The 19,966-nt window shown below is 59.1% G+C and carries 17 protein-coding genes and 3 pseudogenes; 7 read left to right on the top strand and 13 right to left on the bottom strand.

The window, feature by feature from the left end:
- Nucleotides 1-181: 181 nt before the first annotated feature.
- The 8 genes from AC13C8_RS09880 to AC13C8_RS09845 form a co-directional block, all read right to left on the bottom strand.
- Nucleotides 182-391, bottom strand: coding sequence for a DUF6330 family protein (locus tag AC13C8_RS09880; protein ID WP_482847199.1), 210 nt, complete (start codon nucleotides 389-391; stop codon nucleotides 182-184).
- 23 nt (nucleotides 392-414) lie between these two features.
- Nucleotides 415-1,356: an ArdC family protein gene (locus AC13C8_RS09875; protein ID WP_482847198.1), complete on the bottom strand. Its 942-nt coding sequence runs from the start codon at nucleotides 1,354-1,356 to the stop codon at nucleotides 415-417.
- Nucleotides 1,357-1,396: 40 nt separating this feature from the next.
- Nucleotides 1,397-1,867 (bottom strand): hypothetical protein, encoded by a 471-nt coding sequence (locus AC13C8_RS09870; protein ID WP_482847197.1) that lies wholly within the window; start codon nucleotides 1,865-1,867, stop codon nucleotides 1,397-1,399.
- A gap of 1,217 nt (nucleotides 1,868-3,084) precedes the next feature.
- The gene (gene repC / locus AC13C8_RS09865; protein ID WP_287260173.1) at nucleotides 3,085-4,296 is read right to left on the bottom strand and encodes a plasmid replication protein RepC; all 1,212 of its coding nucleotides are present in this window, start codon (nucleotides 4,294-4,296) and stop codon (nucleotides 3,085-3,087) included.
- A 213-nt stretch (nucleotides 4,297-4,509) separates the two neighbouring features.
- Entirely contained in the window at nucleotides 4,510-5,439 is a 930-nt protein-coding gene (gene repB / locus AC13C8_RS09860) for a plasmid partitioning protein RepB (RefSeq protein WP_482847196.1), read from the bottom strand.
- Nucleotides 5,423-6,616 carry a plasmid partitioning protein RepA gene (gene repA / locus AC13C8_RS09855; protein ID WP_048535388.1) on the bottom strand — a complete coding sequence of 398 codons (1,194 nt, stop codon included), beginning with the start codon at nucleotides 6,614-6,616 and terminating at the stop codon, nucleotides 5,423-5,425. Before repA ends, repB begins: the two co-directional genes overlap by 17 nt.
- A 134-nt stretch (nucleotides 6,617-6,750) precedes the next feature.
- The gene (locus AC13C8_RS09850) at nucleotides 6,751-7,632 is read right to left on the bottom strand and encodes a recombinase family protein (RefSeq protein ID WP_482847195.1); all 882 of its coding nucleotides are present in this window, start codon (nucleotides 7,630-7,632) and stop codon (nucleotides 6,751-6,753) included.
- 59 nt (nucleotides 7,633-7,691) lie between these two features.
- Nucleotides 7,692-8,810: a tyrosine-type recombinase/integrase gene (locus tag AC13C8_RS09845; protein ID WP_482847194.1), complete on the bottom strand. Its 1,119-nt coding sequence runs from the start codon at nucleotides 8,808-8,810 to the stop codon at nucleotides 7,692-7,694.
- Nucleotides 8,811-8,936: 126 nt separating this feature from the next.
- On the opposite strand from AC13C8_RS09845, the gene AC13C8_RS09840 reads away from it, so the two are divergent.
- Together AC13C8_RS09840 and scpB are read left to right on the top strand one after the other, a co-directional pair.
- On the top strand, nucleotides 8,937-9,821 hold the full coding sequence (locus AC13C8_RS09840; protein WP_482847193.1) for a DUF1403 family protein: 885 nt from the start codon (nucleotides 8,937-8,939) through the stop codon (nucleotides 9,819-9,821).
- Between the two features lie 2 nt (nucleotides 9,822-9,823).
- Nucleotides 9,824-10,417 (top strand): SMC-Scp complex subunit ScpB, encoded by a 594-nt coding sequence (gene scpB, locus AC13C8_RS09835; RefSeq protein WP_482847192.1) that lies wholly within the window; start codon nucleotides 9,824-9,826, stop codon nucleotides 10,415-10,417.
- Nucleotides 10,418-10,558: 141 nt separating this feature from the next.
- Here the strand turns inward: scpB and AC13C8_RS09830 are convergent, their stop codons facing one another.
- Nucleotides 10,559-11,569: a nucleotidyl transferase AbiEii/AbiGii toxin family protein gene (locus AC13C8_RS09830; protein WP_482847191.1), complete on the bottom strand. Its 1,011-nt coding sequence runs from the start codon at nucleotides 11,567-11,569 to the stop codon at nucleotides 10,559-10,561.
- 2 nt (nucleotides 11,570-11,571) lie between these two features.
- On the bottom strand, nucleotides 11,572-12,168 hold the full coding sequence (locus AC13C8_RS09825; RefSeq protein ID WP_482847190.1) for a DUF6088 family protein: 597 nt from the start codon (nucleotides 12,166-12,168) through the stop codon (nucleotides 11,572-11,574).
- A 287-nt stretch (nucleotides 12,169-12,455) separates the two neighbouring features.
- Here AC13C8_RS09825 and AC13C8_RS09820 point away from each other — a divergent pair, with 287 nt between their 5' ends.
- A complete protein-coding gene (locus tag AC13C8_RS09820) occupies nucleotides 12,456-13,268 on the top strand; it encodes an ATP-binding protein (protein WP_242115344.1) in 813 nt (270 codons plus the stop codon).
- Nucleotides 13,269-13,347: 79 nt separating this feature from the next.
- Nucleotides 13,348-14,658 (top strand): hypothetical protein, encoded by a 1,311-nt coding sequence (locus AC13C8_RS09815; protein WP_242115343.1) that lies wholly within the window; start codon nucleotides 13,348-13,350, stop codon nucleotides 14,656-14,658.
- A gap of 387 nt (nucleotides 14,659-15,045) precedes the next feature.
- Here the strand turns inward: AC13C8_RS09815 and AC13C8_RS09810 are convergent.
- The 3 genes and pseudogenes from AC13C8_RS09810 to istA form a co-directional block, all read right to left on the bottom strand.
- A pseudogene (locus tag AC13C8_RS09810) lies at nucleotides 15,046-15,339 on the bottom strand (transposase); the annotation flags it as partial.
- Nucleotides 15,340-15,469: 130 nt separating this feature from the next.
- A complete protein-coding gene (gene istB / locus AC13C8_RS09805) occupies nucleotides 15,470-16,198 on the bottom strand; it encodes an IS21-like element helper ATPase IstB (RefSeq protein WP_482847189.1) in 729 nt (242 codons plus the stop codon).
- Nucleotides 16,131-17,731 (bottom strand): annotated as a pseudogene (istA, locus tag AC13C8_RS09800) (IS21 family transposase). The gene istB and the pseudogene istA overlap by 68 nt, the downstream one beginning before the upstream one ends.
- Before the next feature lie 115 nt (nucleotides 17,732-17,846).
- On the opposite strand from istA, the pseudogene AC13C8_RS09795 reads away from it, so the two are divergent.
- The 3 genes and pseudogenes from AC13C8_RS09795 to AC13C8_RS09785 form a co-directional block, all read left to right on the top strand.
- Nucleotides 17,847-18,593, top strand: a pseudogene (locus AC13C8_RS09795) (Tn3 family transposase); the annotation flags it as partial.
- A 62-nt stretch (nucleotides 18,594-18,655) separates the two neighbouring features.
- A complete protein-coding gene (locus tag AC13C8_RS09790) occupies nucleotides 18,656-19,348 on the top strand; it encodes an IS6 family transposase (protein WP_482847188.1) in 693 nt (230 codons plus the stop codon).
- A gap of 41 nt (nucleotides 19,349-19,389) precedes the next feature.
- Complete coding sequence (locus AC13C8_RS09785; RefSeq protein ID WP_482847187.1) at nucleotides 19,390-19,935, top strand: hypothetical protein; 546 nt, start codon at nucleotides 19,390-19,392, stop codon at nucleotides 19,933-19,935.
- Nucleotides 19,936-19,966: the final 31 nt, after the last annotated feature.

Raw genomic sequence — 19,966 nt, 5'->3', positions numbered from 1 at the left:
TATTCTCAGGAATTGAGGCGCATGGAAATATACGACCTCGTAGACGCGCTGCAGGCGCATCAAGGGCAACGGCACTCCACATCATGCTGTCAAGCAAGCGAAACGTGCTCGATTCGCCGACAGCCCCATTACGGCATCTTTGACTTTTCCGCTTGGCGGATGAATCGAGGCCGAAGGCGCCCTACCCGAACAGCCCTTTGGGTTTGTAATTCGGGTTGGGGATGGTTTCGATCCAGCCGCCTTGTTCTTTGATGCTCTCGAGCGCTGCCGAGAGCGGATAAGCGCCCTCGGACGTGCTCCACCAATAGGCACCGCGTTTGAAGGTGATGATCTTGCGGCGGCCGTCGTTGAAGCAGGCCACCCGCAGGGTCTTGGGTTCCTTGCGTGACATGGGCGTCTCCGTTCTGTCTGTGGTCAGGCGGCCTCGGCGCTCTGCCCTGCCCTGCCCGCCTCCGATCTGGCGATCAGGTAGTCGCAGGCATGTTGCGCATCCGCGGCGTGCTTGAAGATCGCGCCCTTGTCTGAGCGCAGGACACGCAACCAGTTGTGGAGATAGGCGGCATTCATCTCGAGCGTATGCGCCGTGAAGCCGAGCGTCTGACCCAGGAACACCGAGGTCAATTCCGCGACGATCTCCTCGCGCGCATAGGACGTGTTGCCAAACTTCGAGAACCCGAAATCGCGGTTCAGCCGATGGGGGGCCTTCGTGGCATGGGCCAGCTCATGGGCCCAGACCCCGTAGAAATTGCGCGGGTCCTGGAACCGAGTGATGGACGGCATGTAGACCTTGTCCACGGGCGGCAGATAGTACGCTTCCGTTCCCGTGAAGACGGTTGTGATGTCGATGGCATCGAAAAACGCCTGCATGTGCGGGATGGGCTCGGACGGCGGATGCTCGGGCACGGGCTCCGGATCGGGGAAGAAGCTGTCGGGCAAGCCCTCGATCTGGCAGGCATTGAACACGCGGTAGGATTTCTGGAAGCGGAAGATACGGGCCTCCTCGGAGCGATCATCCCCGTCGCTGCGGTCATGCTCATCGCCGCCCGCGTCTTTCCGGCCTTGACCGTAATAAACGACGATAGAGGACTTTTCGCCCTTGCGGACCTTTGCGTCCAACGCATTGGCTTGCGGCAGCGTCATCCAGAAAGGTGAGCTGTGGCCCGCCATCACGGTCCGCATCGTCAGCAGGAAGTTGTTCACTCCCTGGTAGGGTTCACCGCCCACGCGCAGGGGGCGAGAGCTGCCGCCAGCCGTCCAGGGCTTGCGCCACGGCAGCACGCCGCGCTCGATGATACGGATGATTTCGTTTGTGATGACCTCGGAGGCATCGAATTTGGGCGTGCGGGATCGGGCCATGGCTGGCCTCCTTTCGAGTTTTGGTGAGAGGAAATGGTGATCAGGCTGACTGATGGGACCGCGGATCGTTGAGGATCCTCGCGCCGAGCCCTTCGACCATGTCGATGTAGGTGGTCAGCGAGACGGACTTGCCGGAACCCGAAGGTTCAGGGTCGACCGATCCGTCCCGCGTCACCCGCGGCAGGTTCGCGAAGGCGATGACATCGGTGACGGGTCGGATATCGATGAACGGGGTGCCACGTGAGACCGCAAGAGTGGCCAAGGGAAAGCGCTCGATCGGCGCGAAACTCGACACGGTGGTCAAGCCGAGGTGGATGAATGTCCCGCCCTCTCTGCAGATCACATGCGCGTTTGGCAATAACGCCGCCTGCTTCAGATAGCCAAGCTCACGCAGGACAGTCTCGCGCTCGAGCCGTTGTGCCTGCCCCGTCTGGCCAATTCGGCGTAGTTCCTTGTGTCGCCACCACGAGGCAGCGGTCGCGCGCAACACGCGCAAGACACCTGTTTGCATCGGAATGCCCTCCATCAGGAACGGCAGACCGGAACCCGGCCCGGACCCATCTGAGGGATCCCAAAGGCCCTCATCCGTCAGTCACAAAACCCGAAGAACACTTTTACTTTTCGTGGACCAAACCCATGAAACACCCAACCTCCACCTAACTGTACTGGCACGACGGGATGAGAACTTCCACAGGGCCTATCGGCTAGACCTGTGGCGGTTTCTTCTTCACGAGATAGCCCAGACCGCTCAATCGGCCCGCAACTGCCAACTTCTTCGTAAAGCGTGCTGATCCTTTGGCTTCCCGTCGATGTAGCGGATCGGCATCCTGGAAAGGGAAGCCATTTCGATGAAGGCTATTATGGGCATGATTTCTCATCGCGAATACCAAAAACGCAATAACCTATTGTTATTAAATCGTTTTCCGCCATCGGACGGATCAGATCATTCCGCAGCCAACATCAAAGCACTCTTTTGAAGAGTTCGGGTGTCATGAAATCAAGAGATTGAGTTGCAACCGCTGTTCTGCGATGTCCTCGTCGTCCACTATGACCAAATCAGCGGAACGCGGGACCGCGGCAACCAGCTGCTGCGCTTGAGGAGCCGATTGCCTCGCTGGCCATGTCGCCATTATCGAAGTGACTGAGAAGTTACGGGGTCCCCTTCCCCGCGCGCGGGAGTTCGAGGATCGAGCCCTTGGTCAAACGGTTTTGGCAACCATCGATCGTCTGCTCCTTGCGCGCTACGGCCCGTAGCCACGATATCATGCAACAGACATCCACAACCTACCTCTCAGGCATTAGCACCGATGAAGGCGAAGCGAATACCCGAGGCCAGGACCCAAATCGCCGTCAGCAGACGCCGGATAGCGTCGAGCCAGTTATTGAGGGTATTCATCATCAGATCTCAGACATCGAAAAGGGCAGGGGCCGCGGAGGCGCGCAACTGCTAGGTTGGCTGCAGCGCAACGATCTGTATGTTCTTCGCTAGCCGCCTTGGCGCTACTAGCAGCGATGGTCACCAGCTGAGGTTTCACCATGGTGATCGGGGTGCCCTCGTCATCAGATCTTCGCCGCGACGAAGGCGAAAGCCACTTTCACGATCTCAAATACCGCCATACCTCAACCCCCTAACTTTTCTTTCTCAGACACCGTTTGTGTGCCGAGAGCCTACTTAACAGCTGTTAAGTTATGCCATGCCAGCCGCACGCGATCGGAGTTTAACAGCTGTTAAGCCGCGTTCCGCCGGCCAATCAATGCCATGACCATTGGGCCACAGGAAAACTCGCCTGCCGCAGCTTTGGTAGTCAGAGCTCGCAAGTATCCACCAGGCGATCTTATGTCGGCGAAGCGTTCCAGCATCGCAGCAACGACGATCGACGCTTGCTCCGGACCCATGAACCGCTGTGCTTCTTCCCATGCAGACGCACTGATCCCCATGGCTGGCCGCACATGGCACGCCGCATCGAAAAGCTGATGCCAATGCCGGATCTCACCTTGGTAGAAGGTCTTAAGCGAGGGGCATGCCGCTATCACTAGGTGGAGCGGGATCTTTGGCAGATGTCTTGTGTCCTGTTCATCAACGTCAGCCACCGGCTCATTCGTATCCACATCTGGCACACCCGCCGCCGCCCCGCTTTTTTCTAAAGCAGGTTCAAAATCTATAGATTCTTTATTTGAATTATGATGGTGACGCTCAGATTGGGCATCATTGGTGTTCATTTCTTCTGTTTCAGGGCCATCAATGATGTTGCGTGCCTGGTCAAGGAGAGCTTCAAGATCGGCTCGATAGGCCGCGAGGTCCTCAATTGAAAGCTTGCGGCGAAGCGCGCGGGCTGTGAGGGCAGCCTTGTCGCGAAGCTGATCCCAGAAGCCTAGGCCTGGCTGCATCTCGTCTCCGAACTCGGCGAGGGCCGCGAGATCGCGTCGCATGAGGCTTACGACCTCTCTCAGGCGCCTGACGCGCTCCTCAGCCTCACGTACGGCCTCTGCGGCCCGTGCTATCTCCTCAGACTGGCAGTAGAGCGGGGAAAGATCGAAGCCAAAGGCGACGCGGTCTTCGCCGTGCTTGCGGACGTAGCGCTTCCCATTGGGGCTATCGCGCCGCTGGAGCAAGCCAGCCTCGACGAGACGCGCGAGGTGACGACGCATCGTTGAGCACGGCATGCCATTGAGGCGCTCGCAGATTGCCTTGTTCGAGGGGAAGACGACCATCTCGGCGTTCCCGCCAAGCGCATCGTCCGGAAAGAAGCTGAGGAGCCCCTGCAAAACAGTCAGATCACGTTCCGAGACCCCAAAGGCTGCTTGCGCCTTGGAGAGCTCGCGCAGGAGTTCCCACTTGTTAACGGGTCTGGCCGGAACAGATGCCTCGGGTCGCTCGATGACGCGCAAATGAGCGTGCGAAATCGGCCGCATAAACGGCGAAATTGGTGTGTACTCCATGAAAATGTTCACGAAGACAAAAATTCTAGGGCCCGCGAATCGCTTTGCGCTTGCGGGGTAGGGGCCAGAACGCTACATTCAGAAGTGCGAAAACTGAGATTTTGTAGCGGGCTGATCCCGGTGCGAAACCTTACAAAGGTCTCGTGAAGCTAGCTTCTCGGGGCCTTTTTCTTTTTGCCTGTATCGTGCCTCCTTCTTGTTGGTTGCTCTTCCTCAGTCTTCTGAACGCTTCCAGCGCTCATGAAGCTCGGTAATCAGCTTTGGGGCATTGCCCTCCAGCCAGCTGATAAAATCAGGTTCATCCGTAGTCAGATCGAGTTTAAGCTGCTTGCCTTGGCGGCCGGTCTTGACCGTCGCAGCTCCGACACCGGGGATCGCCAAAGCAGGCACGCCTTTTCTAGACGGGCTTGCTTTCTTCTCTGCGCTCTTCGCGGCTGCCAGAACTGCGAGAAACGCACGCTCAGAAACCTCATCGACCGAGCCGGAACTTTCGGACTTGGCTGCATGAGCTACGGCTTGCAGTTGGTCTCGATCACCGTCGTAGGCACCCAAAGCCTTTTTGAGCTCTTCCCATCTCGGGCGACCAATCCCGGGAGCCGCACCAATTGCCTGGATGAGTTCCTCGCCGACCATCCGAACGACACTCAAGAGTTGTGAAACCCCAGCTTCGTGGAGGTTAAGGACTTCGGCGACACCTCGATTGGTGCGCTCAGCCCCTTCCAAATGATCACCGTCCAGAAGTGCCGTCGCAACGAGCGCACGCTCAATAAAGCTCAGATCACGACGCTCTTGGTTCTCGAGAAGCTGATCTCGAAGCGCTTGATCACCCTCAACCTCTGTGACGATGGCTCGAACTTTGATACCGAGTTCGCGACATGCTTCTAAGCGTCTGCGGCCATAGATCAGGTTGTAGCGATCGCCTTCCAGTGGGCGGACCAAGACAGGCACACGCTGACCGTTCTTGGAAATAGAGTTCTTCAGGCCCTCAACTTCAATCTGAAGCCTGTCATCCAACCGTCCTTCGGTAACAATCTGCGCCGGATCGATCTCAAAAACACCGCCACGCAGTCGGCGCCCTTCAAGAGCGTCAGGAGCGTTGCGAAGGGTCTGCAGCGGCAGGCCAAGTTTAGGCTTTCTTGCCATTCCGCCCCCATGTGTTCTGGATGATTTCAGCGATCTCATCGTTCACTGCGTTCATAGATTCGATCGCACGATCAAACGTCTGACGCGTGAAGTCCCTCTTGTCAGCTTCGTAGAGCGTTTGCTTGGTCAAGCCGGCATCAGAAATTGCGGTCGATTCAACCATGTGATTGGTCAGGACCGACCTCCCAAACAGCCCGCGAATGAAGGCGATGACTTCGGTTTGTGGCGCGTCGCCGACTTTGTATCGCGTTGGCAAGAATCGCAGCCAATCGAAGCGCAAATTTGCGCCTGCATCCCTGATTACTCCCAGGAGATCCGCCGTCATTCGCAGGAATTGGGACATCGACATAAGGTCAAGCATCTGCGGGTGAACCGTCACGAGGACGCCCGAGGACGCGGAAAGTGCTGACATCGTCAAGAAACCAAGCTGCGGCGGGCAGTCGATCACAACAACGTCGTAGTTCGCTTCAACACTATCGAGTGCGTCATGAACTCTCGCGAAGAACGCCTTCGCTCCGCCTCGCTGGATAGCAGCAGGCGTCTCGTGCTCGAACTCCATGAGTTCAAGGTTGCCTGGGATGAGATCAAGGCCGCGAATGTAAGTCTTGCGGATCACTTCGGAGATCGGAACCGGATCGTCGTAGCGAACGGCATCATAGAGGGTTCCGCCCTCCATGAGGTCGAGTTCTGGCTGGATTCCGTGAAGAGCCGAAAGAGATGCTTGGGGGTCGAGATCGATCGCAAGAACTCTGTACCCCTTGAGCGCCAAGCGCTGAGCGAGGTGAGCAGACGTCGTCGTTTTGCCGCTTCCGCCCTTGAAGTTCACCACTGAAATGACTTGAAGCTCGTCACCGTCGCGACGCCCAGGCACGTAAGTTCCAGACTTTTTTGCGTTTCCTTCAAGCGTCTGCCGGATTTCCCAGATATCGTCGAGCGTATAGCGGCGATGACTTCCCGCCGTCGTCTCGACGTCAACGATCTTTCCTTCTCGATGAAGCTTCCGAAGATAGGTATGGTCGACGCCAAGGAGCTCAGCAGCTTCGCCGCTAGTCAAAGTGCGCATCACCTTCTTTGCATCCGGTGGGAAGTGCGCAGCGCGCTGAGCATGCAGGTTCGACGCGAGAAGTTCCGCGTAGTGCCCGATGGCGATATCTAGATCTTGTTCTGCTTCGCTCATGTCTGCCCCGATCCGTGGGCGCGTTTTTTATGTGACCGCGCGTTATTTTTCGAGACTATTGCCCGACCAGCCAGATTCGTGCAAGCACTTTCTAGATTTAGTGGCAATCCGATAAGCCAACACAAGTGTCGTGTTCACAGGAGCCCCAACTTTTCCGCACGCTCAAGCAGCATTTTGACCGAAGACGGCTGCCAGCTAGTACGGCCTCGAGGGGTGCGCTCACGCATCGATTCTAGCCGGTCGCAGATCGCCTGCAGTGTGATTTCGGGGTCCGAGCCTTTGATGGCAGCCACGATAGCTGGCAGGCGGTCATCGGTTTCGCGGCGTCCGGCGCGGCCAAGCACTTCATCTGGTAGAAACCCGTCGCGGACATAGGCTTTCACAGCACGGAGTAGGCGGCTTTGGGTCCAGTGCCGGTCGTGGGGCAGGGGGCCATTAACGATTCGCAAAACATCTTCCCAGGCCATATCCGGCCGTAGGCGTCGCACGTGGGGCACCCAATCCTGCGCGGTTTCGTTCAGGCGCTCCATGTAGCCGTCCTGTCGTGCCAGCCGCACCTTGCGCAGCGCGGCGGGGTCTTTGGTGCGAAGCCCAGGATTGCCACCAACGCGCCCTTTGGCGCGCGCAGAGGCAAGCCCGGCCTTTGTGCGCTCACGTATCAGCGCGCGCTCGAACTCGGCCGCGGCGCCCAGAACCTGCAATGTGAATTTTCCTTGAGGGGAGGCGGTGTCGATTGGATCCTGCAGCGAGCGGAAGAAAGCTCCCTTGGCCTCCAGACGTTCGATCACCTCCAGCAGATGCGACAGGGATCGCGCAAGCCGGTCGATCCGCACAACGACCAGCGTATCGCCGCTCTGGACGCGTTCGAGCAAACGCGCGAGTACAGGACGCGCGCGATTGCCGCCTGAGGCGTGCTCTTCAAAGATCTCGGCACAGCCCGCAGATTGCAGCGCCTCAGACTGGGGCAGGGGGGTCTGATCCTCCGTGGAAACGCGGGCATAGCCTATCAGGGGCATGAAAACGGGGCCGATTGCAATTTCATATGCCGTTACTAAACGACCGAATGAGCGTGCGATCAGAGACCGGCTGCTTTGGTTAGGTTCACCCGGAACCGGTCGCGACGGCGCTGGTAGCGGCGGGTCATCTCGGCCGAGGCGTGTCCGAGCTGTTTCTGGACAAAGCGCTCATCGACTTCGGCCGAACTTGCGAGACCGGCGCGCAACGAGTGACCGGAGAACAGCGCAAGGCGCTCGTTTTCGGGCAGCTCGGCTCGGATGCCGGATTTCAGCACCGTCTTCTTGATGAGGCGCGCGACATGCTTGTCGTTGAGCCGCTCGTCCATCGCCCGCTTCCCGTCCCTCGACGTGCGGGTGAACACGGGGCCGAAATCGATCTTGGCGAAATGCAGCCATTGCTCGAGCGCATGCACAGGACAGGTCTGTTCTGAGGATCCGCGTCCGATTTCCACCTCGCGCCAGCCTGTCTTTGCGTTCAATGTCAAAACCGCGCCATCTTCGAAGACGTCAATCCATCCGCTACTGTCAGGCGTGTCGTCTTTGCTGACGTCCAGGCTGACGACTTCGGAGCGGCGCAGACCGCCTGCAAAGCCGATCAGCAAGATCGCCCGAACCCGCAGGCCGCGCAGATCGAAGGGCAGGGTGGCCACCATGGCGAGAATGTCCTCGGGCAGGATCGCTTCCTTTTGCACAGGCGGGCGCGCGTGCCTGCGTTTGATCCCAGCGAGGACGTTGGCGATATGGCGGTCCTTGCGATCGAGCGAGAAGCCGCGTTGCGCATAGTTCCAGGCCAGGCCGGACAGGCGGCGCTCGATCGTAGAGACGGAGAGGGCAGGGGTGCCTTTCGCCGGCGCTGCCAAATCGGTCAGGTAGAGCCCGATCATTTCGGGAGACGGGGGGAGGGGATCCGTTCCCTTCAATCTGCACCAACGCGCGAAGTGCTTCCAGTCGGCGGCATAAGCTTTGTTGGTGTTCTCGGCGGTCGAGGCCCTCGCGTAATCACGGGCGGTGTCGACAAGCCGGTCGAGCGTGCCGGACCCGGCCACATGGGCCGGTAGGGCGATGGGGTCGGTGCTGACTTGGTCTCTCTCGTCGCGCTGAGCTTGATTGTTCGAATCGGAGGGCGCTGAGGTCGATTTCTCGGCGTCTGGGGGCTGAATTTCTGGTGTTTCTTCCATGCTATGGAGCTTACTTCAAATATGTCCGATAAGGCAAACTTATTGGACATAGCTGATTGTTGCAGAGTGGGGCGGTTTACGCTCAATTATCTGGCAGAAAGCGCCGCTCTCATGTAGGCTTCAGGCATGACTTTTGCCCGGCCGGAACACTTCAGCGACGTTGACACGTTACCCCGGATGCCCGCCTGGGTCACCTCTGCACGCGCTGAAACCCTTGAAGATGTTGCGTTTTTGTCGGGTGCGGCGCTGGACCACCTGCATCTTGTGTTGAGCCGAGTTGACCTCCCCCATGCCTTGTTGCGGGACCGGCTCGCGCTGCGTGCGGCAGAGGCCTGTGTCGCGTTTTCTGGCCGCCCGGAGCGGGCAGGGGAGCTGCGCGATGCGGTGCACCTGTTGCGGCCCGGCGATCTGCCCGGACCGGCCGGGGAAACCTACCTCGCCTGGCGGCGCGCGGCGGAGCGGCAGTTGTCGATCAAGGTTCTGGACCGAGCCTTGCCGCGCCTCGACTCCGGCCAGATTGCCGCTTGGCTGGATGCAGGGCAGGGAATGCCGGTAGTCCGTGCCGCGATAGTGCTGGAGGCGGTGCTGACCGAAGCGCCGCGGGCCGATGTGCCCGCGTTGATCCTCGCGGATATAGCCCTCGCCCAAGCACTCGGTTGGGGTCATCTGATGCCGCTGCTGGCGACTGGCCTGAAACGGGCTGACCTGCGCAAGCGTGGGGACGACTTGAGGCTCGCCTGTCATCGCGCGCTGATCTCCTCGGCGATCGAGGCTGCGCGTCTCTCCACCGATCTCGCGCGTCGGGCGGCGCATTTGAAAGCCGTTGCGCCGAAGCTTCGGGCGAAGGGGGCCGAGAAGGCGGTCGAGATGTTCCTGACCCGCGATGCTGTGGCGCCTTCGGCGTTGCCTTTGCCGGATCGCGCCGCGCGGCGGCTCAGCGATCGGCTGGTCGACCTCGGCGCGGTGCGCGAGCTGACGGGTAGGGACACTTTCCGGCTTTACGGAGTGTAGCGATGGCGAAGGATCGCTCCGACCTCGAGCTTGACCGCGAGTTGCCCGAACTGCCGCCAGAGTTGCGCTGGCGGGAATGGATGCGCCGGATCGAGGCGGTGCTGTTTGCTTCAGCTTCGCCGGTGCCGCGCGAGGACCTGGCCCGCGTGGTGGGGCAGGGGGCTTCGGTTGATCTGCTGGTCGAGGACCTCGCCGCCGATCTGGAGGGGCGGGCCTTCGAGATCGCCCAGGTCGCTGGCGGCTGGATGTTCCGCACGCGCGCCACCTACGCCCCCGCGATCCGCGCGGCGGCAGATGTCGGGGACCAGTTACTCGATCTGAGCGAGTTCGACGTCGCGGTCCTGGCCGCTATCGCCTACCATCAACCGATCACCCGCGACGGGCTCAAGGACATCTTCGGCAAGCAGATCAGCCGCGACCTGATCGGGCGGCTGCATGCGCGCGACCTGATCGGGACCGGGCCAAGGTCGCCTCGGCGCGGCGCTCCCTATACCTTCGTGACAACCGAGAAGTTCCTCGTGGCGTTCGACCTGGAGTCGCTGCAAGACCTGCCTGATCGCGAGCAGATGGAAGATGCGGGAGTGGCTACCGGATGACAATTGAGTGGTATGGTCATGTGCTCTATCGCTTAGATCTGGCTCATTCATGAGTTATTGAGCAGCGTCCTACTACTCATAACGATCTGCCTGCTTGGCGGTCGAAGCTCTGTTGCCTCTCAATCACCAGGCTCTTCGACCTCAGGCTGCGTTGATCTCCTCTTCCAGCGCCGCGATCGAGCTCAGCACATCATCGAAATTCGGCGCGTCGCCCATGATCATCTCGCGCATTCCGGCGTAGTCCCGACGCAGGGCGGCCTCGAGTTTTGCGTTTGGAACAAGGCGGAGCGATCCCGGCTTCGCGTCTTCGTATCGAGCCCACGCTGCCTTGAAGAACACCGACTTGTGGTGGCCGACTTCGCTCAAGAGTTCGAGATTAGCCAAAGCGCGCACCTTGGCGTTACGCTGAGCTAGTTGCGCCATGTCGTAGTAATGCCGGGACATCCGGTCGGCGAGCGATTTGCCCGGGTCCTGATGGAAGAGCATGTGCAGGATCGTCGCCTTCTCCCAGAAGGTCCGCTCGATCCCGAGAGTGCGCACATCAACAGGGGTGAGGCCAGGCAGATCGGGAAAGGCTTGTTGGACATAGGTTGAGAGTGTCTGTTCCTCGGCCGGAAGCTGTGCGCCACGCGCGCCGAACTCAAACCGTACGACAGGCTTGATGTAACCTTGGTCTTCGTCACTAAGTGTCGGGTACGCGAAGAGTATGGTCTGAGGGTCGCCATCGTCGATCTGGAGAGAGAAGGGCTGCTCCAGGCTCGCTGAGAAGGTGGCATTGATTTCTTCGAGCAGCAGACCCGCGACGGTGGCCTCGGCGGCGTCTTGAAGCTCTTGTAGCAGGGATTTGCGTTTGCTGCTTGAAAGGTTGGGATTCGCAGGGTCACGGCCTCCCTCAAACCCGAGTTGGGCGCGGTCGAGCGACAGATCCACGTCCTCGGAAAACCGGTGGATCACATCATAGGCTTTAGAAAGCGATGTGCCGCCTTTGAAGATCAGGTGATCTCCGAAGGAGGGTAGGGTAAACAGGTGCTGGAGCGACCAGCACACCCAGAAGTCCTTCTCGACAATCGCTCTGGCGAAGCCGAGTTCTGCCGCGGCCTGGCGGAAGGCCTCGTCTCGTTGTTCAGACGTATCGTTTGCGAAGGCATCCATGCTCAGGCGTGTGCTACAATCTGCTGGACCACCGGATGCATCCAGGCCGGGACATGTTTGCTTTGCCTTGCGAGCTGCGCCCGATCCTTGGCATCCAGCGTGCGGGCGATCTTGCCAATCACCTGATCGTCCACGCGGTCCTTGCCGACATAGCGAAGCGCCTGGAAAACAGTGCCCGTCTTTGATCCGGCACCAACCAAGGTCTTTGGAGAGGCATTCCGGAACTGGATCACCTGCCGTCCGATTTTCTTCGTTCGGGTGGGCCCGTCGGTCATGTAAGTCAGATTGGAAGGGACCTGGGTGGACAGACCCAACTGGTTCGCCGCCATGGCTGGGGAGGGCTGCAGAACCTGGTTGTCCTTCCGGGCAACAGCGCGCGCGATGTCATCGGCGGATGGTGCCAGAAGCCCAAATCGCGGGCTTTGCTTAGGGTAGTCATAGAGCCCACGTGTCAGCCGCCGGACCACACCTTGATCGACCAAACGCGACAACGCTTGGTCCACGCTTGCGCGGGTCCCGATATCGAGGAAGTCCGACGGCGCGAAGATCGCGCCCCGGCCCTTTCTGATGATGCGTTGCTTAATTTTTGACGTGATCATGGTTCAACTCCGTGTCAGAAAATAAGGTATGTTTTTCTGAACGTCAAGTGAGGCGATTGTGGCTAATACCTGACACAAGGGGCGGATTGCCGACTTTCGCTGCGGATGCAGCGATCACTCTGTCCTGGTCCGGAAGCGGACATACAACAGGCGCACTGGTAAAGTACTTTCATGATGATGTATGCGTCGACTGCAACAATCCATAAAAACCAGATCGATGACGTCACGTCGCATTCGCAATTTTTATTGAACAGGCTAAGGTAGATCTCAACAGGGAGACGAGATTGGTGGCAACCGCAAAGCAACTCATTGGACTCTTGAAGAGTCACGTTGAGGGGAACGAAGAACGATTCTTCGATCTCGCGCTTCAGCTTGCGTCGGCGGAGGAGCAAAAGGGCCATACTCGTCTGGCCGAACAGCTTCGTCAGTGGGTTGAAGCGGGGCAGACGCCAAAGTCGCAATCTCCAACCCCAACATTGATCGCCAAGCCACGGGGCGAATTGGCATCGATCATTGGGGCTGCCTATCCAGAAACCAGGCTGAATGATCTCATCCTACCAGAAGCTGTGTCGTCGGAGCTTGAGCAACTCGTTGTCGAGTTCCGCAAACGCGACATCTTGGAGAAACATGGGCTGACACCACGGCAACGTGTTCTTCTTGCGGGACCCCCAGGCACAGGAAAGACGATGAGCGCCTCGGCATTGGCGGGTGAGCTAAGGCTCCCACTTTATTCCGCGTTGTTGCACGGGCTGATATCAAAGTTCATGGGGGAGACGGCCTCCAAACTGAATGCAATATTCGAAGCAGTAAGGACCCAACGAGGGGTCTACCTATTCGATGAGATCGATGCCCTTGCCGCCACCAGAGACGGTGACAATGACGTTGGTGAAGCGCGGCGAACGCTAAAACCAAAAACGTTAGATCTGCGTCATTTTGGCTTCACAGCAGGCGCCAAAACAAACGCATCTTCAAAAATAGGCCAGCCAATTTCTATTCGCCACCTACCCTTCAAAAGAAAGAAAGAAAAAGACTGTCTTCCGGCGCTTTGCGTCGGCCGGCCGGATGGCCGAAATGCTCTCGCCATGCTTGTAACCCATTGACTGGCTGTCGCCTAAGGTGTTGATGCTGTAACTGTCATTGCCCCCAATTCATTTCACCCAGAGAGCAGAAGAAACACCCATGAACGAAAAGGCGCTCAATCGGTCCATTGACCTTGTCATGAAGGAAACGGGTCTGTTGCACCCTGAAGAGATCACCAGGCTGACCAATGTAGAGATCTTGAGATGTCCTGGTGTTGGACGGAAGTCATATACTGCAATACGTGAGATCTATCCATTCGACGAAGAAGCAGTGGAACAGATGAAGGCGGCTGCTCTTAATGAGAAGCTGGACCCTATACGACAGAAGCTGTCAGCACACCCTGCTCGCGTCCATTTAGATCTTGGAAGCATTCATGACGTAGTGGCTGCCCGCATTCAAAGAGGCAATCTCCTTATCAGAATGCAGGGCCATAAAGAGCTCTTACCGATCTGGCTGACCTGGTCGCCGGAGGTTGGTGAGGCTGAAATTCCAGAAGGAGACGGATTTGGCACCGTCCCTGAAGAAGGCCTCATCAGGCTGGGTGTCAGCTTCCCACATTTGCTCGGGGTTCACCGCGTTAAATTCATGAATTTCCGGAACGATGATGATTACTGGTCCGCAGAGCTTCAAATCACCACCGACGATGCAACGTTTCGCATCGTCCTTTTTGGCGACGAGGAGGCGCCGGATGGCCGCGCCGAGGAGCCTGAGTATTCCGAGACCATGTCCTTCAGAGATGAAATCAATGAGGATCCGGAGCTCGCAGACCTTCATAAAGAAATAGGGAAGGCCTGGATTGCTGTAGACGATGCACTGCGGGCCGGATCCGCAAATGCAGCCCTGAATGCTTTTTCCCCCGCAATCAGCCAGATTGAGATTCTGATGAGGAATGTGGTCTCCCGTGCTGAGGCAAGAGAGGCCACATTGATTGATGAGCCTTTCGGCCTCACCTATGCTGATCTCCCTCCGTTAGACTATGACATCAATGATGATTTGATCTTTGAGTGGTCGTCATTTTTCCCAAGCTGGACAGGCCCACTTGCTCTCATAGGCCGTATCCTCCGAGTGCTTCTTGAGGAGAGAGATCTCACAGGCGTGGGACAGGCGTGTGCTCACTTCCTCAAGCTGGATAAAAACCTCATACCAAGGCTCCATGATGGACTGGCGACATGTGAGGCAATCGCCCACGAGATAGAGAGCATCCACACAGACCTTAAAGCTGCCGGTGAGAGCGGCAGCCTTCGCAAGGAGATTGTGGCCCGTGTCGATGACAGCTTCCCAGATGATGAGGGCATGGCGCGTCGGGCTATCAAGCGCTGGATTGATGTCAGAGTATCCGAGGGAGAAATGCTTGCGGTTAGAAGTCGCCAAGGCCAGGTTATTCGTCTGAAAGAGCCGGCCTCAGTGTGACGCCAAGAGAGGTTTCTTTCTGTCTTTCTTTCCAAAGGGGCTGCCAGAAGAAAGATAGAAAGAGGGGATCAGATCTCCATGGGGAGTTCCTCTGCCGCTGCCGCTTGAAGCGCTTCGAGCTTTTCATTTCTGCGCGCCATGGTTTCGTGCCATTCTTGGGCTTCACGGTCTCTGAAGAAGTTCGCGTCTGGTGCCAGACGGATATCCTCGCGGCTGTCGTCCGGCTTTCCGGTTTGACGCACAGCGCAGCGAATGACCGCAAATCGGGCTGCTACCGCAGCGTCTTATGGGGAGGTCGAAGGTCCGGAATGGGCCGATTCTGTGGAAAAACTAACGTTTGCGAGCGCAGAAATGGCTGCTCCAAATGCGGCGCGAACGCCCTTTCTATCAGGCTTTGCGCGTTTGCTGCGGCGCCGGAAAGATCTTGGCCAGTTTCCTGAGGTTCTGGGCGGTGGCGGCGAGGAGGAATTCGTCATTTGCACCGCATGGGCCACGTAATCGAAGACGCCCCAGGCCGAGGATGCGCTTGAGGTGGGCGAATAGCATCTCGACCTTTTTCCGTAGCTTCATCGAGATGTCGTATTGGCGGGTCTTGGCGATGTCGCGGGCGACCTGGCGGGCGTCTTCATGCTCTTCGCGGGTGATCTTGCGCGCCTCGGCGTTGGGGCAGCATTTGGCTTTGTGTCAATCGGCATTCAAAGCTGACCCCCTATCGGCATTCAAAATTGACCCCTTTGAGCTGAGCAGGCCCGGCGCTGCGTAGCCCTCACATAGCGCAGCGGCGGCGGGCCTGCGGAGTTTCGGGTTGGCGCTATGCGCGGTTCTTGAAGCGCCAGCTTTCGTTTCCGGTTTCGACGATCTCGCAGTGGTGCGTAAGCCGGTCGAGCAACGCGGTTGTCATTTTGGCATCGCCGAAGACGCTGGGCCATTCACCGAAGGCCAGGTTGGTTGTGACGATGATGGATGTGCGTTCGTAGAGTTTGCTGATCAGGTGGAACAGGAGCTGTCCGCCGGTCTGGGCGAAGGGCAGATAACCCAGTTCATCGAGGATCAGGAAGTCGAGGCGGGAGATGAGATCGGCGGTTCGTCCCTGGCGTTCTGCGCGGGCTTCTGCGTCCAGCTTGTTCACCAGGTCGACGACATTGAAGAACCGGCCGCGGCGCCCGGCCCGGATGCACGCGCGGGCGATGCTGACGGCGAGATGGGTCTTGCCGGTGCCTGTTCCGCCGATCAGGACGACGTTGCGCTGATGGTCGAGGAAGTCGCCGGTGGCCAGATCACGGATCAGGGTCTCGTTAACCTCGGCGGTCTCGAAGTCGAACTCTTCCAGTTCCTTGGCGAGCGGCAGCTTGGCGATGGTCATCTGGTATTTGACCGACCGGGCTTGCTTCTCGCGTATCTCGGCGGTGAGCAGGTCGCCGATGATCTGTTGCGGTTCATGCTGGCGTTTGACGGCAGTGGTCAGCACCTCGTCATAGGCGGCCTTCATTCCGTAGAGCCGCAGCTTCCCCATCGCGTCGATCACGTCTGAGCGTTCCATTCTGTGTTCTCCTCAAGCTGTCATATCGGTTGCAGTCGGCAATTGGCTCGCAGGCCAGCTTCAGCGCATCTGGCGTTGTAATTGTCAGGGGCGGTGGCGGCTCGCGGTGCCGGGCCAGGATGTTCAGCACGACGCCTGCGGAATGGACATTGTGCGACAGCGCCTCGGCACAGGCGACTTCCACGGCGTCGATCCCATCGGTCAGCACGGCGCTCAGGATGTCGACCATTTGCCGATCGCCGCCGGGCTGACGCTCCAGCTTGCGCCACACGCGACGGATCGGCACCGGCAGTTCCCATTTCTTGAAGGGCGCGCCGTTGCGCAGGGCGCCGGGTTTGCGGGTTAGAACGGGGATGTAATGCAGGGGATCGAAGAGGGTTTTGTCCCGCCCGAAGGCACGCTCGTGTCGGCCGACGATCCGCCCATCCTGCCAGCATTCCAGCCGATCGGCATAGGCCCTGATCTCGACCGGCCGGCCAACGGCGCGGGCATCTACCGAGTATCGGTTCTTGTCGAACCGCACGAGGCAGGTCTTTGATACCGAGGCCGGAACGGCGTGGAATCCATCGAAGGGACCGACATAGGGCACAAGACTCGGACGCTCTTCTTCGAGCACCTCCCAGATGGTCTTGTCGCGCAGCTCCGGATGTTTGTTCGCCTTGGCATAGTCCAGGCATCGGTCTTCCAGCCAAGCGTTCAGTTCGGCATAGGATTTGAACTTCGGACGCGGCACAAAGAACCGCCGCCGGACCACGCCCACCTGGTTCTCGACCTGACCCTTCTCCCAGCCCGAGGCCGGGGTGCAGGCTACCGGGTCAACCAGGTAATGGCCGCACATCTGCTGGAACCGCCGGTTATAGGCGCGATCCTTGCCGACGAAGATCGCATCGACCGCCGTCTTCGCGTCCATTGTCCTCGGACCAATGGCGGACAATTCCCGCTGTCGTATATCCCCCGGGCGCAAGCTCCGCCGAAGAACGCGAACGCCTTGTCGTGGGCGTCGAACACCATCTCCTGGGTCTCGCGCGGATAGGCCCGCACGAACGGCATCCGGCTATGGCTCAAGCGCACATGCGCCACCTTCACCATCGTGGTGACGCCATCGATCAGGACAACCTCGTGGCTCCAGTCGAACTGATAGGCTTCCCCCGGATCGAAGCTCAGCGGCACATAGGCAGCGGCGGAAGCTTCCCGGGTCGCCTTCGACCAACTCGCCGCATAGCGCCGCACCGCATCATAACTGCCGTCATAACCCCGGTTGCGTAGCTCTTCATAAATCCGAACCAGGGTCAGCCGCTGGCGCTTGGGTTGCCGGTCATTCTCGGCCAGCATCTCATCCAGGTCGGACCGCCAGGGATCGATCTTGGGCCGGGGCTGGGTGGATCGGTCATAGCTGAACTCGGTCGCGCCCGACCGGACCACCTTGCGCACCGTGTTCCGTGATACCCGCAGCTCCCGGCAGATCTGCTTGATCGGCTTCCTCTGGATGAAATACGCCCGCCTGATCTTTGCAATCGTCTCCACAACCAACATCCCCAACTCGCTCCCTCATGCATCTGAGGAAGCATCAAAACAGAAATATCAGGGGGGTCACTTTTGGACGCCGATTACCCCAATATAGGGGTCAATCTTGCATGCCGTTCCACACTTCAAATCCCTTGGCGCTGCTTTGCTGGACGCCAAGAGCGATGGCGCGCCCTTGGATCAGGCGACAGAGCAAGCCTGCGGATGGGAGCGGCTTGAAGGCTTGGTTGCCACTGCTGCCGAGCTGACGGACACGATGGCCGCTGACCCCTTGGCGCATGTCGGCCAAGGCTACCACCGGTTCCGGCGCTATGCTCCGCGCATGCTGCGCGTGCTTGATATTCAGGCGGCGGGTGTCGCGGCACCCTTGTTGCAGGCGAGCACGCTGATCGCCGACGATGAGAGGCCCGAGATACCACCGGTTGGTTTCTTGCGGCACGGATCGAAATGGCATCGCCATCTGAATGCCCTGGAGGCAGACGGTCACCGGCTCTGGGAAGTGGCGGTGCTGTTCCACCTGCGGGATGCCTTCCGCTCAGGCGATATCTGGGTGCCTCATTCCCGGCGCTACAGCGATCTGAAGCAGGCTCTGGTTTCGGCCGAGACGGTGAAGGACATACCACGACTGGCCGTGCCGCTCGATCCGGAAGCCTGGCTTGCCGACCGCAAGGCACGCATGATCGATGGCCTGGCGCGGCTGGCCAAGGCGGCGCGTGCGGGGGCCATCCCCGGCGGGTCGATCGAGAACGGCATCCTGAAGGTCGATCGCCTCAGCGCAGCCGTGCCCGAAGAGGCGGACGAGCTGGTGCTCGATCTCTATGACCGGCTGCCCGCCATACGGATCACCGAACTGTTGCAAGAGGTCGATGCGGGGAATTGTCACGTTAACACGGGTCCGTTGGCAGCGTTGGATATTTTTCGTAGTTGCTACGCATGAGTACGACTGTCAGCTACAAGCGCCACCGTTTTCCGCCAGAGATCATCACGCACGCGGTTTGGCTTTATGTGCGTTTCAACCTCTCCCTACGCGAGGTCGAGGAAATGCTCCTGAACCGTGGCGTCGACGTTTCCTATGAGACGATCCGGCGTTGGGCGGCGAAATTTGCCCCTCAAATTGCCCGGAATTTGCGTCGACGCCAGGCCCGTCTCGGCGATATCTGGCATCTCGATGAGGTTGTGGTAACGATATCGGGGCGGAAGTTCTGGCTCTGGCGCGCGGTCGATCAGAACGGGCTTGTTCTGGAGGAAATCCTGCAATCCAGACGCGACAAGCGTGCCGCAAAGCGTCTTTTGAAGGCGCTGATCAAGCGGTTTGGCTCGCCCAAACGGATCGTCACAGACAAGCTGCGATCCTACGGAGCGGCCAAACGTGAAGTCGCATCCGGTCTCGAACATCGTTCCCACAAGGGCTTGAACAACAGGGCGGAAAACAGCCATCTACCGTTTCGAAAACGAGAGCGTTGCATGCAAGGATTTCGCTCTCCGGGCGGGTTGCAACGGTTTGTAGCCTGCCACACTGCCGTCCGAAACCGTTTCTCAGTTCCCGCCAGCCGCCGTTCCGCAAACGCAACACGCTATCATCGAATCGAAGCCTTCGACGCTTGGAAGGGCGCCGCGAGCATCTGACGCTCTAAAACAGGCCATTTCCTCGGCGCCAGCGAGTTAAGTTGACAACGCCCGACCGCGAAATGCCAGAGGCTCTGGCGGGTGCTTTGGTCGAGGCCTTGGGCGAGGACGGCGCACTGGGTGAGACGCCGGTGCTGAATTTCCGTTCCACCCCGGCGATCCGTCGTTATCTGGAGCGTGAGAACGTTGTCGAGCTGACCATGCGCGGCACGGCGACGCCGGACCACGTTATTCGGATCAAGCCCTTTGCTCTGGTTCTGGAGGCGGAAGACGACGCCTCGGCGATTTCGCGCAAGCTGGCCGATTATGCCGCGACCTACAAAGCCTATTTCGACCGCAACGCGCCGCAGGCCTCGGAGCCGAAGGTCATGCTCGACACGCTACCGCGTGCGGTGCTGGTGCCGGGCGTCGGGCTGTTCGGCGTCGGGGCCAATGACAAGGCCGCGACCATTGCGGGCGACTTGCTGGAACAGACCACCCGGATCGTGAACGCCGCCGAAGATTACGGACGCTTCGCGCCGATTTCGGAGCGGGAGCTGTTCGATATGGAATACTGGTCGCTGGAGCAGGCCAAGCTGAAGAAATAAGAGTGTCCTCCCACACTCTTGTGGCGCGACT

This window comes from Aliiroseovarius sp. B-4 (genome assembly GCF_056857795.1).
Note: the sequence above shows the minus strand (reverse complement) of the source record. Positions and strands in the feature narration are given on the sequence as shown.

Excerpts from the sequence above, each read along its gene's own strand:
- AC13C8_RS09875 (WP_482847198.1), bottom strand. The coding sequence starts at position 1,356 with ATGGCCCGATCCCGCACGCCCAAATTCGATGCCTCCGAGGTCATCACA.
- repB (WP_482847196.1), bottom strand. The coding sequence starts at position 5,439 with ATGGCAAGAAAGCCTAAACTTGGCCTGCCGCTGCAGACCCTTCGCAAC.
- repA (WP_048535388.1), bottom strand. The coding sequence starts at position 6,616 with ATGAGCGAAGCAGAACAAGATCTAGATATCGCCATCGGGCACTACGCG.
- AC13C8_RS09840 (WP_482847193.1), top strand. The coding sequence starts at position 8,937 with ATGACTTTTGCCCGGCCGGAACACTTCAGCGACGTTGACACGTTACCC.
- istB (WP_482847189.1), bottom strand. The coding sequence starts at position 16,198 with ATGGAACGCTCAGACGTGATCGACGCGATGGGGAAGCTGCGGCTCTAC.
- AC13C8_RS09850 (WP_482847195.1), bottom strand. The coding sequence starts at position 7,632 with ATGCCCCTGATAGGCTATGCCCGCGTTTCCACGGAGGATCAGACCCCC.
- scpB (WP_482847192.1), top strand. The coding sequence starts at position 9,824 with ATGGCGAAGGATCGCTCCGACCTCGAGCTTGACCGCGAGTTGCCCGAA.
- AC13C8_RS09870 (WP_482847197.1), bottom strand. The coding sequence starts at position 1,867 with ATGCAAACAGGTGTCTTGCGCGTGTTGCGCGCGACCGCTGCCTCGTGG.
- repC (WP_287260173.1), bottom strand. The coding sequence starts at position 4,296 with ATGGAGTACACACCAATTTCGCCGTTTATGCGGCCGATTTCGCACGCT.
- AC13C8_RS09825 (WP_482847190.1), bottom strand. The coding sequence starts at position 12,168 with ATGATCACGTCAAAAATTAAGCAACGCATCATCAGAAAGGGCCGGGGC.
- AC13C8_RS09845 (WP_482847194.1), bottom strand. The coding sequence starts at position 8,810 with ATGGAAGAAACACCAGAAATTCAGCCCCCAGACGCCGAGAAATCGACC.
- AC13C8_RS09830 (WP_482847191.1), bottom strand. The coding sequence starts at position 11,569 with ATGGATGCCTTCGCAAACGATACGTCTGAACAACGAGACGAGGCCTTC.
- AC13C8_RS09880 (WP_482847199.1), bottom strand. The coding sequence starts at position 391 with ATGTCACGCAAGGAACCCAAGACCCTGCGGGTGGCCTGCTTCAACGAC.
- AC13C8_RS09790 (WP_482847188.1), top strand. The coding sequence starts at position 18,656 with ATGAGTACGACTGTCAGCTACAAGCGCCACCGTTTTCCGCCAGAGATC.
- AC13C8_RS09815 (WP_242115343.1), top strand. The coding sequence starts at position 13,348 with ATGAACGAAAAGGCGCTCAATCGGTCCATTGACCTTGTCATGAAGGAA.